The organism is Streptomyces sp. NPDC042201, from assembly GCF_055582185.1.
Genome location: NZ_JBVJDS010000004.1, coordinates 143246 through 159309, shown reverse-complemented (window position 1 = coordinate 159309; position 16064 = coordinate 143246). Strand labels below are relative to the sequence as shown.

6 protein-coding genes and 1 pseudogene are annotated in these 16064 nt (G+C 71.5%); 3 read left to right on the top strand and 4 right to left on the bottom strand.

What is annotated here, in order from left to right; all coding sequences use genetic code 11:
- Positions 1 to 11 precede the first annotated feature (11 nt).
- Positions 12 to 6182 (top strand): annotated as a pseudogene (locus tag ACZ6MZ_RS11340) (type I polyketide synthase); the annotation flags it as partial.
- A 136-nt stretch (positions 6183 to 6318) separates the two neighbouring features.
- Complete coding sequence (locus tag ACZ6MZ_RS11335) at positions 6319 to 7503, top strand: cytochrome P450 (protein ID WP_469351235.1); 1185 nt, start codon at positions 6319 to 6321, stop codon at positions 7501 to 7503.
- Positions 7504 to 7586: 83 nt separating this feature from the next.
- Here ACZ6MZ_RS11335 and ACZ6MZ_RS11330 read toward each other — a convergent pair whose 3' ends face one another.
- The 4 genes from ACZ6MZ_RS11330 to ACZ6MZ_RS11315 all read right to left on the bottom strand — a co-directional run bounded on the left by ACZ6MZ_RS11330 (position 7587) and on the right by ACZ6MZ_RS11315 (position 11548).
- Positions 7587 to 7781, bottom strand: a complete 195-nt coding sequence (locus tag ACZ6MZ_RS11330) for a ferredoxin (protein WP_384189134.1) — start codon at positions 7779 to 7781, stop codon at positions 7587 to 7589.
- A 62-nt stretch (positions 7782 to 7843) separates the two neighbouring features.
- On the bottom strand, positions 7844 to 9019 hold the full coding sequence (locus tag ACZ6MZ_RS11325; RefSeq protein WP_389785469.1) for a cytochrome P450: 1176 nt from the start codon (positions 9017 to 9019) through the stop codon (positions 7844 to 7846).
- Between the two features lie 63 nt (positions 9020 to 9082).
- Positions 9083 to 10141: a DegT/DnrJ/EryC1/StrS family aminotransferase gene (locus tag ACZ6MZ_RS11320; RefSeq protein ID WP_389785468.1), complete on the bottom strand. Its 1059-nt coding sequence runs from the start codon at positions 10139 to 10141 to the stop codon at positions 9083 to 9085.
- 12 nt (positions 10142 to 10153) lie between these two features.
- Complete coding sequence (locus ACZ6MZ_RS11315) at positions 10154 to 11548, bottom strand: glycosyltransferase (protein WP_469351233.1); 1395 nt, start codon at positions 11546 to 11548, stop codon at positions 10154 to 10156.
- A 346-nt stretch (positions 11549 to 11894) separates the two neighbouring features.
- Here ACZ6MZ_RS11315 and ACZ6MZ_RS11310 point away from each other — a divergent pair, with 346 nt between their 5' ends.
- Positions 11895 to 16046: a type I polyketide synthase gene (locus ACZ6MZ_RS11310; protein WP_469351231.1), complete on the top strand. Its 4152-nt coding sequence runs from the start codon at positions 11895 to 11897 to the stop codon at positions 16044 to 16046.
- Positions 16047 to 16064 lie beyond the last annotated feature (18 nt).

Sequence of the window (16064 nt, the reverse complement as noted above, 5' to 3'; positions counted from 1 at the left end):
GTTCACGGACGATGCCGGACGAAAAGAAGCTCGTCGAATACCTGAAGTGGGTCACGACGGACCTGCACCAGACCCGCCAACGCCTCCAGGAGGCCGAATCCGGCCGCCACGAGCCGGTGGCGATCGTCGGGATGGCGTGCAGGTTCCCCGGCGGGGTCCGGTCTCCGGAGGACCTGTGGGAGCTGCTCGCCTCCGGCCGGGACGCGATCTCCGGGTTCCCCGCCGACCGTGGCTGGGACCTGGAGGCGCTCGCCGGGGACGAGGAGGGACGCAGCGCCACCCAGGAAGGCGGCTTCCTGTACGACGCACCCGAGTTCGACCCCGCCTTCTTCGGGATCTCGCCACGCGAGGCCCTGGCGATGGACCCCCAGCAGCGGCTGCTGCTGGAAGTGTCCTGGGAGGCCATCGAGCGTACGGGCATCGACCCGGCCAGGCTGCGCGGCAGCAGGACCGGGGTGTTCGTCGGCACCAACTCCCAGGACTACGCACACCTCGTCCTCGCCTCGCAGGACGACATGGGCGGCTACGCGGGCAACGGCCTCGCGGCCAGCGTCATGTCAGGCCGGCTGTCCTTCGTGCTCGGTCTCGAAGGGCCCGCGGTCACCCTCGACACCGCCTGCTCCTCGTCGCTGGTGACCCTGCACCTCGCCGCGCAAGCCGTACGGAACGGCGAATGCTCGCTGGCGCTGGCCGGCGGGGTGACCGTGATGACGACCTCGTCGAGCTTCGCCGGGTTCAGCCTGCAGGGAGGGCTCGCCCCCGACGGGCGCTGCAAGGCGTTCTCCGACGCCGCGGACGGCACCGGCTGGTCCGAGGGCGTCGGCATGCTGGTGGTCGAGCGGCTGTCGGACGCCCAGCGCAACGGACACGAGATCCTCGCGGTGCTGCGCGGCAGCGCGGTCAACCAGGACGGCGCGTCCAACGGGCTCAGCGCCCCCAACGGGCCCTCGCAGCAGCGGGTGATCCGCCAGGCCCTGGCCGGCGCCGGGCTCTCCCCGGCCGATGTGGACGCGGTCGAGGCACACGGTACGGGCACCACCCTCGGCGACCCGATCGAGGCCGGGGCCCTGCTGGCCACCTACGGGCAGGACCGCGACCCGGAGCGCCCGCTGTGGCTGGGCGCGGTCAAGTCGAACCTCGGTCACACCCAGGCGGCGGCGGGCGTCGCGGGCGTGATGAAGATGGTGATGGCGCTCCGCAACGGCCTCCTGCCCGAGACACTCCATGTGGACGCGCCGTCGTCACACGTGGACTGGTCGGCCGGCGGCGTACGGCTGCTGACGAAGCCGGTGGAGTGGCCCGAGGGCGACCGGGTGCGCCGCGCCGGCGTCTCGTCGTTCGGGATCAGCGGCACCAACGCGCACGTACTCATCGAGCAGGCCCCGCCGGTCGAGCCCGACGCCGCCGCCCCCGCCCAGACCCCGGTCGCACCGCCCAAGGCCGTGCCGTGGCCGGTGTCGGCCAGGAGCGAGGCCGCGCTCGACGCCCAGCTGGAGCGGATCCGGTCCTTCGCGGACGCCGGCCGGAACCCGGTCGATGTCGGCTTCTCGCTCGCCACGACCCGGTCCGCCTTCGAGCACCGGGCGGTGCTGCTGGCGTCCGGCGCAGACGTCGTCCAGGCGGCGCGCGGCGTGGCCGCCAAGGGCCCGCTGGCGGTGCTGTTCTCGGGCCAGGGATCCCAGCGGCTCGGGATGGGCCGCGAGCTGTACGGCCGGTTCCCCGTCTTCGCCGAGGCGCTGGACGCCGTACTCACCCAGCTGGACGGGGAACTGGACCGTCCGCTGCGGGACGTGATCTGGGGCGACGACGCGGTCCTGCTCCATGACACCGGCTACACCCAGCCGGCGCTGTTCGCCCTTGAAGTGGCGCTGTTCCGGCTGGTCAGGTCCTGGGGCGTCAAGGCGGACTTCCTGGCCGGTCACTCGATCGGTGAGATCACGGCCGCCCATGTGGCCGGGGTGTTCTCGCTGGCGGACGCCTGCCGCCTGGTGGCCGCCCGGGCCCGGCTGATGCGGGCGCTGCCGGCCGGCGGGGCGATGGTGGCCGTACGGGCCACCGAGGACGAGGTGACCGCGCTGCTGGACGACCGGGTGTCGGTCGCCGCGGTCAACGGCCCCGACGCGGTGGTGATCTCCGGCCACGAGGACGCGGTGCTGGAGATCGCGGAACGGCTGGCGGCCGAGGGACGCAAGACCACCCGGCTGTCCGTCAGCCACGCGTTCCACTCACCGCTGATGGAACCGATGCTCGACGAGTTCCGCGCGGTGGTGGAGGGGCTGTCGTTCCAGCAGCCGACCGTACCCGTCGTCTCGAACCTGACCGGGGATCTGGCCCCGTCCGACGAGCTGGGCTCCGCCGACTACTGGGTCCGGCACGTCAGGCAGGCGGTCCGGTTCGGCGACGGGGTGCGGACGCTCGCCGGGCGCGGCGTGAAGACCTTCCTCGAACTGGGCCCGGACGGGGTGCTCTCCGCCCTGGTGGGGGAGTCCGTGCAGGACCCGTCCGTCACCGCCGTGCCGGTGCTCACCAAGAACCACCCCGAGGAGAGCGCCGCCGTCACCGCGCTCGCCAGCTTGTACGCCCACGGCGTGGCCGTCGACTGGGCCGGGCTGTTCTCCGGCACGGGCGCGCGCCGGGTGGACGTGCCGACGTACGCCTTCCAGCGCGAGCGGTTCTGGCCCACGGTGCGGATGCCTGCCGGTGACGCGTCGGGCCTCGGCCTGGTCGCCGCGGGGCACCCGCTGCTGGGCGCGGCGATGATGATGGCCGGGGCGGACGAGACCGTACTGACCGGCAGGCTGTCGGCGCAGTCGCATCCCTGGCTGGCCGACCATCGGATCTCGGGCCGGATCGTGCTGCCGGGCACGGCCTTCGCGGAACTCGCCGTCCGGGCCGGGGACCAGTCGGGCCAGGACCGGGTGGCGGAACTGACGCTGCTCGCCCCGCTCGTGCTGACCGAGCGGGACGCGGTCTCGATACAGGTGCGGGTGGGCGCGGCGGACGAGTCGGGGGGCCGCGAGCTGACCATCCACTCCCGCCCCGACGGCCGGGACGACGCCCAGGACGGACAGCCCTGGACACTCCACGCCCGCGGTGTGCTGACATCCGGCGACCCGGCGGGTGAACTCGCCGGGGACAGCGCCGGATTCGACACCGCCGTCTGGCCGCCGCGCGACGCTTCCCCCGTACCCCTCGACGGTCTGCACGCGCGGTACGCCGGCGCCGGACTGGCCTACGGGCCGGTGTTCCAGGGCCTGTCGGGCGTATGGCGGCGCGAGAGCGAGGTGTTCGCCGAGGTGTCGCTGCCCTCGGCGGCCACCGACGCCGCGGCGTTCGGTATCCACCCGGCGCTGCTGGACGCCGCGCTCCGGGCGGCGGGCGCGCTGGACGCCGACGGCGCCGCCGCCACCGTCCCCGTCTCGTGGAGCGGGCTGACCCTGCACGCCGGGGCCGCCTCCGCCCTGCGGGTACGGATCACCGCGGCCGGTCCCGGCGAGGTGGCGCTGACCGCCGTCGACGCGACAGGCGCCCCGGTGCTCTCGGTGGACTCGCTGGTCCTTGGCCCGCCCTCCGGGGAGCCGCAGCCGGCGCCCGCCGGCAGCGGCCCCGAGCGCGGTTCGCTGTTCGCCGTCGACTGGGTGCCCGCCGCGGTGGATCCCGCGTCCGTCACCGGTACCCGGTGGGCGGTCGTCGGCGCGGACGAACTCGACCTGGGCTACGCGATGCACCGCGCGGACGAGACCGTCAGCGCGTACGCGGACTCCCTGACCGGCGCGGTCGGCGACAGCGGGGTCGCCCCCGATGTCTTCCTGGTGCCTGTGGTCGGCGACGCGGACCAGGACCGGCCCGCGTCGGTGCGCGCCCTGACGTCCTGGGTGCTCGGCCTGATCCAGGAGTGGCTGAACGAGCCGCGGCTGGCGGGATCGCGGATGGTCTTCCTCACCCGCGGTGCGGTCGCCCTCGACGGCGAGGACGTCCAGGATCTGGCCGCGGCCGCCGTATGGGGTCTGGTGCGATCAGCGCAGACGGAGAACCCGGGCAGCTTCCTGCTGGTCGACATGGACGACACGTTCCTGTCGGCCGGGGTGCTGCCGGGCCTGCTCGCCCTCGACGAGCAGCAGATGGTGGTGCGCTCCAACACCGTCCGCGTCGGACGGCTGACGCGTCTTCCCGAGAGCGGGGACGCCTCCCCGGCCGGGGAGGCGGGGCGGCCCTGGGACCGCGAGGGCACCGTACTGATCACCGGTGGTACCGGTGGCCTCGGCGGGGAGCTGGCGCGGCACCTGGTCGCCGAGCACGGCGTACGGCATCTGCTGCTGGCCAGCCGGCGCGGGCCGGCGGCGCCGGGCGCGGCGGAGCTGCTCGCGGCCCTCGCCGACCAGGGCGCCGAAGCCGCCGCGGTCGCCTGCGACCTGGGCGACCGGGACGCGGTGACCGCGCTGCTGGCGGGTGTGCCCGCCGAGCGTCCGCTGACCGCGGTGGTGCACACCGCCGGGGTGCTGGGCGACGCGCTGACCGGCTCGCTGACGCCGGAACTGCTGGAGCGCGTGATGCGGCCGAAGGTGGATGCCGCCTGGTATCTGCACGAGGCGACCCGCGACCTCGACCTGTCCGCGTTCGTGCTCTACTCCTCCATCTCCGGTGTGCTGGGCAGTCCGGGCCAGGGCAACTACGCCGCGGCCAACGCGTTCCTCGACGCGCTCGCCCAGCACCGCGCCGGCCTGGGACTGCCCGCGGTGTCCCTCGCGTGGGGACCGTGGGGGCAGGGCAGTGGCATGACCAGCCATGTCAGCGCCACCGACTTGGAGCGGATGGCCCGCGGCGGTATGCCGCCGCTGGCCATGGAGCAGGGCCTCGCGCTCTTCGACGCCGCCACCGCCCGTGGCCGTACGACGGTGGTCCCGACCCGGCTCAATGTGGCCGGACTCCAGGAACAGCAGGCGCTGCCGGCGCTCTGGCGCGAGCTGGTGCCCCGTACCCGGCGCTCGGCCGCCGCGGCCGACCGCTCACCGGTCACCCTGCGGGAGCGGCTGCGGCACCTCGGCGCGGCCGAGCAGGAGAACCTCCTCATCGAACTCGTGGTGGGCTACTCCGCCGGTCTGCTCGGGCACCGCGACCCCAGCGGGGTCGACCCCGAACGCGGCTTCCTGGAGCTGGGCTTCGACTCGCTGGTCTCCGTCGGGCTGCGCAACCAGCTCTCCGACGCGCTCGGCCTGCGGCTCCCCAGCTCGGTGGTGTTCGACAACGGGACGCCCATGAAGCTCGCGCGCTGGCTGCACGGCGAGCTCGCGGGACAGCTCGCCCCGTCCACCGCGAGCGGCACCTCCGCCGCCGCGCGGCCGGCCGCGAGCATGGACGAGACGCTGGAAGGTCTCTTCTACGCCGCGGTCAAGGGCGGGAAGATGGTCGAGGGCATGCGCATGCTGAAGGCGGTCGCCAACACGCGGCCCACCTTCGAGACCCCCGCCGACCTGGAGGAACTGTCGGCGCCCGTCGTCCTGGCTGACGGCCCGAGCAACCCGAGGCTGGTCTTCGTCAGCGCCCCCGGCGCCACCGGCGGCGTCCACCAGTACGCGCGCATCGCGGCGCACTTCCGCGGCAAGCGGCATGTCTCCGCGCTGCCGCTCATGGGGTTCGCCCCCGGCGAGTCGCTGCCGGCCACCAGCGAGGCCGCGGCCCGCATCGTGGCGGAGAGCGCCCTGCACGCCAGTGACGGCGAACCCTTCGTCCTGGTGGGGCACTCGACGGGCGGCTCGCTCGCCTATCTGGCCGCCGGGGTGCTGGAGGAGACCTGGGGGATCACACCCGAGGCGGTGATCCTGCTGGACACCGCGTCCATCCGCTACCGGGCGGGCGAGGGCAAGGACCTGGACAGGACCACCCGGTACTACCTCGCCGACATCGACTCGCCGTCGGTGACGCTGAACAGCGCCAGGCTGTCCGCGATGGCGCACTGGTTCATGGCGATGACCGACATCGAGTCGGTGCCCACCAGCGCGCCCACGCTTCTCGTCCGGTGCATGGAGTCGCTGGACGGCTTCCTGTTCGACACCGCGGGGGTTCCCGCGAACGAGATCCGTGAGATCGAGGCCAACCACCTGTCGCTCGCCAAGGAACACTCCGCGCTGACCGCGCGGACCATCGAGGAGTGGCTCGACGGCCTGCCGGCCACCGAGGCGTAACAGCGCGGTCCTGGCGGCGGGGCCGCGCCGCCAGGACCACGCGCACCGACACACACCGGGGTCGCCCCGGCCCGGTCCCGGTCCGTGGGCGGTCGGGGCCCAGCACACACGCACCACCGTCCAGAGGAGAATCCCCATGACCACATCCCAAGAGCTGCCCTCGCTCAAGGGCCAGCAGCAGTCCGTGCTGCGGCTGAGCCCGCTGCTGCGCGAGCTCCAGGCCGAGAACCCCGTGTGCAAGGTACGCACCCCCGCCGGTGACGAGGGATGGCTGGTGACCCGTCACGCCGAACTCAAGGAACTGCTCCGCGACGAGCGGCTGGGACGGGCGCACGCCACCCCGGCCACCGCCCCGCGCTATGTCCACAACCCCTTCCTCGACATGCTCGTCAGCGACGACGCCGAACTGGCCAGGAAGCTGCACACCGAGACCCGGGCGCTGCTCACCCCGAACTTCTCGGCCCGGCGCGTGCTCAACATGATGCCGAAGGTCGAGGCCATCGCCGAGGGCGTGCTGGCGAACTTCATCGCCCAGGGCCCGCCCGCCGATCTGCACAGCCAGTTCTCGCTGCCGTTCTCGCTGGCCGTCCTCTGCGAACTGATCGGCGTCCCCACCGAGGACCACGGTCTGCTCGTCAGTCATCTGTCCCGGATGGGCGGCCTCGACGACCCGGACACCGTCCAGGGCGGGCAGCAGGACCTCTTCGGCTACCTGGTGGAGCTGGCCGGCCGGAAGAGGGCCGAGCCCGGCGACGACGTGATCTCACGGCTGTGTGTGAGCGAGCCCTCCGACGAGCGCATCGGCCCGGTCGCGGCCGGGGTCCTGTTCGCCGGCCTGGAAGCCGTCGCCAGCCATGTCGACCTCGGCGTGGTGCTGTTCACCCTCTACCCCGAGCAGCGCGCGGCGGCCATGAGCGACCCCAAGCTGATGGCGGGCGCGGTGGAGGAGATCCTGCGGTCCGCCAAGGCCGGCGGCTCGGTGCTCCCGCGGTACGCCACCGACGACGTGGAGATCAGCGGAGTCACCATCCGCACCGGTGACCTGGTCCTGCTGGACTTCACCCTCTCCAACTTCGACACGCGGGTCTTCGACAAACCCGAGCTGTTCGACATCACCCGGTCCCCCAACCCGCATCTGACGTTCGGTCACGGGATGTGGCACTGCATCGGCGCCCCGCTGGCCCGGATGCAGCTGAGGACCGCGTACACCCTGCTCTTCACCCGGCTGCCCGAGCTGAGCCTCGCGCTCCCGGTCGAGGAGCTCCAGGTGCTGGGCGGCCAGCTCTCCGCCGGCCTCACCGAGCTGCCGGTCAGCTGGTAGCGCGGTCCCGCGCGACAGCGGCAAACGGGCGCTGCCCCCACCGTCGGTGGGGGCAGCGCCCGTTGTATAGGCGGGGGAGCCGCTCAGCTCTCCCGGACGGTGATCGCCTGCGACGGGCAGATCAGGCCCGCCTGCCGCGCCGCGTCCCGCGCCGGATCGTCCGACGGCTCCTCCAGGACCATGACGATCCCGTTGTCGTCCTGGTCGAAGACATCGGGAGCCGACAGCACGCACTGTCCCGCTCCGACACAGCGGTCGGTGTCCACGCTGATCTGCACCATCATTCCTCCGTCGGTTGCTTACGGTCTTGCCGGGGGCCGCCCATGATCGCTTGCCGGTCCTACCAGCGGACGGGCAGCTCGTGCAACCCGTACAGCACTCCGTCGTACTTGAGCGGCAGTTCTTCGACCGGCACCGCCAGCTCCAGCGAGGGGATCCGCTCGAACAGCGTCCGGTAGGCGATGTCCATCTCGACCCGGACCAGATTCTGTCCGAGGCACTGGTGCACGCCGTACCCGAACGCCACATGCGAGCGGGCCGACCTGCTGGGGTCGAACTCGTCGGGACGGTCGAAGACGGTCCCGTCGTGGTTGGCGGCGGCCACCAGCGGCACGATGCCCTCGCCCGCCTTGATCAGCTGGCCGCCGATCTCGACGTCCTCGACGGCCACCCGGAAGGCCACCAGGTCGGCCACCGAGTAGTAGCGCAGCAGCTCCTCCACCGCCCGCTCGTCGCCGATCCACTTCGGATTGGTCAGCAGGGTGACCACCCCGAGGCCGATGTTGTTCGCCGTCGTCTCGTGCCCCGCGATCAGCAGGAGCATCGACACGCCGGACAGTTCCTGCTTGCTCAGCGTCCCCTCGCCCAGCAGCTGACTGATGAGGTCGTCGCCCGGCCGCTTCTGCTTGATGGTGATCAGCCGGTTGAGATAGCGCAGCAGCGCCATGGACGCCGCCTGGCGCTGTTCGTCCGTGGAGGTGAGCGTGACCAGGACCCGGGTCTTCGTCTCGAAGAAGTCGCGGTCCGCGTTGGGTACGCCGAGCAGACTGGAGATCACCAGCGACGGCACGGACAGCGCGAAGTCGGCGATCAGATCGGCGGTGTCGCCCGCCGCGAGCATGGCGTCGATGCGCTCGTCGACGATCTGCTGGATCGCCGGCCGCATCTCCCTGACCTTGCGCACCGTGAACTCGGGAATCAGCGTCTTGCGGAACCTGCCGTGCTCCGGCGGGTCCAGCGCCACGAACCAGCCGGGCACCTCGTCCTGGGACGGGACACCGCCGGTCTTCGCCGCCCGGGGAAAACCCGGGTGCGAGGGGTTGGAGCTGATCCGCGGATCGGTGAGCACCGTACGTACGTCTTCGTGCCGCGTCACCAGCCATACCCGGACCCCGGAGGGCAGCGTCGTCTGTACGAGGCCGTCCTGCGCGCGGAAGTCCGCGTACTCCGGCGGCGGAAAGGTCTGGCCGGGCCGCCGCAGCGGGAAGGCGACCGGGCACCTGTCAGTAGTTGTCATCTTTTAGGTTCCTCTGAGGATCGGAACTTCCCGTGTCGTCCGTGTCGTACTCCCTCGCGGGGCTCACGAGGCGCCGTAGAACGCACGGACCTTCTCCGTGATGAATTCCTGGTCGTCCTTGGTCAGCCCGGTATGGGTCGGCAGATAGAAGCCGTCCTCGCTGAAGCGGCTGGCGTTCAGCGACGGCCAGTCCGCGTCGTAGTAGCCGGGCTGCCGGCTCATCGGCTTGAAGAACAGCCGGGTCTCGATGCCCTCGGCCGCGAGGAAGGCACGCAGCTCCTCACGGCGTTCCGCGCGCAGGTCGTACATCCACAGCACGTCGCGCGGCGGCATCAGCGTGATCCCGTCGACGCCCCGCAGCCCCTCGTCGTAGCGCCGCTCGATCTCCCGGCGGGTCTCCAGGATCGAGTCCAGCTGCTCGGTCTGCGCCAGGGCGACGGCCGCCTGCATGCTCGTCATACGGAAGTTGTAGGCGAGCTTCTTGTGCAGGAAGCTGTGGTCCTTGGTGAAGGCCATCGCGCGCAGATGGGCCATCTGCTCGGCCAGCCGCTCGTCATTGGTGAGACAGACGCCGCCCTCGCCGGCGGTGATGATCTTGTTGGCGAAGAGCGAGAAGCAGGCGATGTCGGCTACCGGCCGTACGCCGTGCGCCTCGGCGGAGTCCTCCACGACACGCAGGTTGTACTCGTAGGCGATATCCATGATCTGGTCCATGTCGCACCGCCGCCCGTAGATGTGCACGGGCATGATCACCTTGGTCCTGGAGGTGATCTTCTCCTCGATGAGCGAGACATCGATATTGAGGTCGTCCCCGCAGTCCACGAAGACGGGGGTCGCGCCCACATAGGTGACCGCCCAGGCACTCGCGATCATCGTGAACTCGGGGACGATCACCTCGTCGCCGGGACCGATGCCGAGCGCCCGCAGGGCAAGGGTGAGCGCCGTCGTACCCGAGGAACAGGCGACGCCGTGCGCCACCCCGTTGTACCGGGCGAACTCCTCCTCGAACCGCCGGACATAGGGCCCCTGCGACGAGATCCAGCCGTCGCTGACGGCCTCGGTCACATACTCGAGCTCACGCCCGCCGAGCCAGGGTTTGGAAACCGGATGGGTGAAAGACATGGGATGCCCCGATCAGTGAGTAGCGGGTGCTGTGGCGAGTACCGGGAGGCCGAGCAGCAGGTCCGCCGCCGAACTCCGGCCGCCCGCCGCGCGCAGAAGCTCTCCGAAGTGCTCCGCGCGCTCGCGGAACGCGCTGTCGTCGAGCACCCGGGTGAGCTTGTCGTACACATCGTCCGGATCGACGGTCTCCGGACGGTCGAGGGTCAGGCTGACGCCGAAGTCCTGGCCGCGGACCGCCTGGTCGTCGCAGTCCACCCAGAGCGGCCGCACCACCAGCGGCTTACCGAAGTACAGCCCCTCGTGATAGCCGTTGCCGCCCGCGTGGGTGAAGAAGACCTTGACGTTCGGATGGGCCAGGACATCGAGCTGCGAGGGAACCCAGTTCTCGATCCGCAGATTGTCCGGCAGATCCTCCGGCAGCAGATGCTGCTGTTCCCTGGGCAGTTTCCACAGGACCGCGTGCCGGTCCGACAGCCGCCGCGTCACCTCCACCAGCGCGCCGACCTGCTCGCGCGTCAGCCTGGTGATCGTGCCGAACCCCATGTAGACGACGGAGTCCTGGGCGGCGAGCCAGTCGGAGAGGCCGTCGTCGTCCGGTGCCTGCGGCAGCGGCGGCACCATGGCACCGACCAGCCGCATCTTGTCCGGCACGGGGAAGGGGTAGTCCAGTTCGGGCACCGAGTAGCACAGCACCATCTCGGCATGGTCGATCCTGGCCATCATCGCGCGCGCCTCGGGCGCGATCCCCAGCTCCTCGCGGATCTGGTTGTCCTCCTCGACCACCTTCCGCATCGAAGAGGTCATGAACATCCCCAGCGTCCGCAGCCGGAACAGCTGGTTGGCCACCCGCTGCGGGAAGCTCATGTCCAGCGGAAGACCGGAGTGCGGCACCGGGAAGCCGCCCGGGGTATAGGACTTGGCGAAGGGCACGTGCGACGTGAGCACATTGCTGGGCACGAACGGCACGCCCAGCACGAAGGGAATCTTCTTGGTGATGGCCAGTTCATAACCGAACTGGCACATGCTCTCGATCACCATCAGCGCCGGCTTGACCTCGTCGACGATGGCTTCCAGACGCCGGTACTTCTCAACCCGCGACCGCGGCGCGAACGAGTGCTTGATGACCGCGCGATGCGCCTTGAACCGCGAACGCTGGGTCACCTCCCGATACGTCTCGTCGTCCCAGGTGACGGCCGACATCTCGGACACGACCTCGCCGAGGGACGCGAACTCGACAGGGGTTTTGACTTTGACCGCTCCGATATCGGAGCGTCCTTTCTCATCCGTCGCGAACCACAGGTCTTCCACTCCGCGACGTGACAATTCCTCCGCCAGCACGAGCAGCGGGTTGAGGAGACCGCTTTCGGCATAGCTGACGAACAGGATCGGCCGCCGAATCGAGTCCATGGACAACACCCTTCGGAAGTGGCAGTCCGATGGCTCGGTGCCACGCGTACACACACGGCCGGTCGCCGGGTGGCCGCGTTCATCGCCGCCGCCCCCCGGTCCGCGCCGTCCCGGGGGGACCGGCACCGGCCGGCATCGACGGGCGCGCCGCGCGATGAAGCGGGACAGTAACTTGGTCTCACACCACGTTCCGGAGAATCCCTAGTCTTCGCGCCGTCCCGCGACTTTGTGCGCGCTGTACGAGCCGTCCGCGCGCCGCCGCGCAATGACCGGCGGGGGATCCGGCGAATTCCTTAGGGAAAAGTACAGCCTTGCCGCCCATACGATCCGGCACGGAGAGATGTCCGTGGCCCGACTTTCCCTAGGGGTGTGCAACGTGATGACGATCGGAGCCGACGAAGACCCGGTAGTGGTCGTCGGGATGGCGTGCCGCTATCCGGGCGGGGTGCGCTCCCCCGAGGAGCTGTGGGATCTGGTCCTGACGGACCGCGACGCGATCTCCGGCTTCCCGGCGGACCGCGGCTGGGACCTGGACACGCTCGCCGGCGAAGGACCCGGCCGCAGCGTGACCCGCGAGGGAGGATTCCTCCACGAGGCGGCGGACTTCGACGCCGGCTTCTTCGGTATGTCGCCCCGCGAGGCGGTGTCCACGGACCCGCAGCAGCGTCTGGTGCTGGAAACGTCGTGGGAGGCCGTCGAGCGGGCCGGGATCGACCCGCTGTCGCTGCGCGGCAGCAGGACCGGCGTGTTCGTCGGCACCAACGGCCAGGACTACGCCACCGTCACCCAGCGCTCGCGGGAGGACCTGGCCGGCCACGCCATGACCGGCCTCTCGCCCAGCGTCGCCTCCGGGCGGCTCGCCTACACCCTCGGTCTCGAAGGACCGGCGGTCACGGTGGACACCGCTTCCTCCTCCTCGCTGGTGGCCCTGCACTGGGCGGCGCGTTCGCTGCGCTCGGGGGAGTGCTCGATGGCCCTGGCCGGCGGCGTCACGGTGATGTCCACCCCGGTGGGATTCGTCGGCTACTCCCGGCAGGGCGGCCTGGCACCCGACGGCCGCTGCAAGGTGTTCTCCGACGACGCGGACGGCACCGCCTGGGCCGAGGGCGTGGGCATGGTGGTGTTGGAACGCCTGTCCGACGCGCGGGCCAACGGGCACCCCGTCCTCGCCGTCATCCGCGGCTCCGCCACCAACCAGGACGGCGCGTCGAACGGGCTGACCTCACCGAGCGGCCAGGCCCAGGAGCGGGTGATCCGTCAGGCGCTGGCCGACGCGGGCCTCTCCCCGGCCGAGGTCGACGTGGTGGAGGCACACGGCACCGGCACGAAGCTCGGCGACCCGATCGAGGCGCAGGCGCTGCTGGCCACGTACGGCCAGGGCCGCGCCCCCGGACGCCCGCTGTGGCTCGGCTCCCTCAAGTCGAACATCGGGCACGCCCAGGCGGCCGCCGGTGTCGGGGGCGTCATCAAAATGGTGATGGCCATGCGGTACGGGCTGATGCCGCGGACCCTGCATGTGAACAAGCGGACGTCCCAGGTGGACTGGACGAGCGGCGCGGTGGAGTTGCTCACCGAGCCGGCCCTGTGGGGCGAGGACGGGCGTCCGCGCCGGGCGGGGGTGTCGTCCTTCGGCATCAGCGGCACCAACGCCCACATGATCATCGAGCAGGCCCCGGCCGCCGAGCCGCGCACAGGCCCGCCCGCCCCGCCCGGCCGCGAGCCCGAAGCGGCGCCCGGCGTCGTGCCGTGGCTCGTATCGGCCAGGACCGAGGCGGCCCTCGACGCCCAACTGGCCCGCCTCACCTCCTTCGTGGACGGCCACCCCGGGCTCAGCCCGGTGGATGTCGGCTTCTCGCTGGCGACGGGCCGGGCGGCGCTGCGCCACCGGGCCGTGCTGCTCCCGTCCCTTGCGCCCGGCGAGGCGCAGAATGTGGGCGCAGCGGCCCGCGGCGTGGCCGGCGACGGCGCCACAGCGGTGCTCTTCCCCGGCCAGGGCAGCCAGCGGCTCGGTATGGGACGCGAACTGTACGAGCGTTTCCCGGCGTTCGCCGACGCCCTGGACGCGGTGGAGTCCGAACTGAACGCGTACCTCGACCGCCCGCTGCGCGCGGTCATGTGGGGTGACGACCCGGAGCGGCTGAACCGTACCGGCTGGACCCAGCCCGCCCTGTTCGCCATCGAGGTGGCGTTGTTCCGCCTGATGGAGTCCCTCGGCGTACGCCCCGCTGTCGTGGGCGGCCACTCGATCGGCGAGATCGCGGCCGCGCATGTCGCCGGAGTCTTCTCGCTGGCCGACGCCTGCCGGCTGGTCGCGGCGCGCGCCTCACTGATGCAGGCGCTGCCCCCGGGCGGGGCGATGGTGGCCGTGCAGGCCGCCGAGGACGAGGTCCTGCCGCTGCTCGCCGGGCGCGCGGACGAGGTGTCCGTCGCCGCTGTCAACGGACCCGAGTCCGTGGTGGTCGCGGGCGAGGAGAGCGCGGTCCTGGAGATCGCCGCACACTTCACCGCACTGGCGCGCAAGACGAACCGGCTGTCGGTGTCGCACGCCTTCCACTCCCCGCTGATGGACCCGATGCTCGCGGACTTCCGGCACGTCGTGGAGGGACTGGCCTTCCACGAGCCGGCCGTACCCGTGATCTCGAACCTCACCGGCGAGCTGTCCACCGGGCAGCTGAGCACCCCCGAGTACTGGGTGGAGCATGTACGGCAGGCGGTTCGCTTCGCCGACGGGATCACGGCGCTGCTGGACGAGAACGTGGACGTTCTGCTGGAACTGGGGCCCGGCGGCGTGCTGTCCGCGATGGCCCAGGGCAGCCTGGGCGAGGCGGCCCCGCGCATGACCGTCGTGCCCGCTCTGCGCAAGGACCGTACCGAGGAAACCGCCCTGGTCACCGCGTTGGGCCGGCTGCACACCGCCGGTGTCCCGGTCGACTGGCGCAGCTTCTTCGCGGACCTGGCGGCCCGGCGGGTCGATCTGCCGACGTACGCCTTCCAGCACGAGCGCTTCTGGCCGGCCGCGCCGGCGGACGGCACCGGCGGCTCCGGCGCGGGCGCGACCGGACACCCCCTGCTGGGCGCCACGCTGGAACTCGCCGACGGCGAGGGCCTGGTGTTCACCGGCACTCTCTCGGCGCGCTCGCACCCCTGGCTGGCCGACCACGTGATCGCGGGGCGGATCCTGCTGCCGGGCACGGCCTTCCTGGAACTGGTCGTCCGCGCCGGCGACGAGGTCGGCTGCGACCGGATCGAGCAGCTGGTCCTGACCGAACCCCTCGTCCTGCCCGAACACGGGGCGGCCCGGATCCAGATACGCGTCAGCGCGGCGGACGGAATCGGCTGGCGCGTCGTCACCATCCACTCCAGGCCGGAGGGTGCGGTGAACGAGCCGTGGGCGCAGCACGCGACCGGTGTGCTGACACCCGGCTCGGACGACACCGCGCCGGACGACGGACTCGGCGCGGGCGTCTGGCCGCCGGAGGGCGCGGTGCCGGTGGACCTGGAAGACCACTACGAGCGGCTGGCCGACAGCGGCTTCGACTACGGCCCGCTCTTCCGCGGGCTGCGGGCGCTGTGGCGGCGCGGCGACGAGATCTACGCCGAGGCCGCCCTGCCCTCCGGGGTGCCGGACGCGGAGTCGTACGGTCTGCATCCCGCCCTGCTCGACGCGGCCCGGCACGCGGCCATGACGGACGGCGGCAGCCTCCCGCTCTGCTGGCAAGGGGTGTCCCTGCACGCCTTCGGCGCCTCGGCGCTGCGGATACGGCTCTCCCCGCGCGACGACGACGCGATGTCGCTGCTGGCTGCCGACATCTGCGGGGCGCCGGTGCTCTCGGTCGAGGCGCTGCGCGTCCGCCCGTTGTCGGAGGAGGAGAAGGCCCCCGCCCTGCGGGAGGCCCACAGCGGGACCGCGACACCGGCCGAAGGACCGCGCACCACCCGGCCGGCGGCGGCGAAGCCCGGTGTGGCGGGCGGCGAAGCGCCCACGCTGGTGACCCGGCTGGACGGCATGCCGGAGAGCAAGCGGGCCCGCTATCTGCTGGATCTGGTACGGACCGAGGCCGCCGCGGTGCTCGGCCACGGCAGCCCGGACGCCGTCGGCGCCCAGCAGGTCTTCAAGGAAATGGGATTCGACTCACTGGCGGGGGTCGAACTCTGCGACCGGCTCAATGCCCTCACCGGCCGGCGGCTCCCCAGCACGCTCGTATTCAACTTCCCGACTCCGGTTCTGGTGGCCGAGTATCTGTCGGCCAACCTCACCGCCCCCGCCACCGCCGCGACGGGTTCGGCGGACGACGAACTCGCCAGGTTCGAGGCTGTCATGCAATCGGTTCCGGCGGACGGCTCCGAACGCCAGGGGATCGCGGACCGCCTGGAGAAAATCGTTTACACGCTACGACAATCCGCGCCATCCGCAATGCGCTCTTCGGGCGAGGACATCGAGACGGTGTCGGTCGACAGGCTGCTCGACATCATCGATGAAGAGTTCGAAACCACATAACGAATTGTTGCTTTCGTT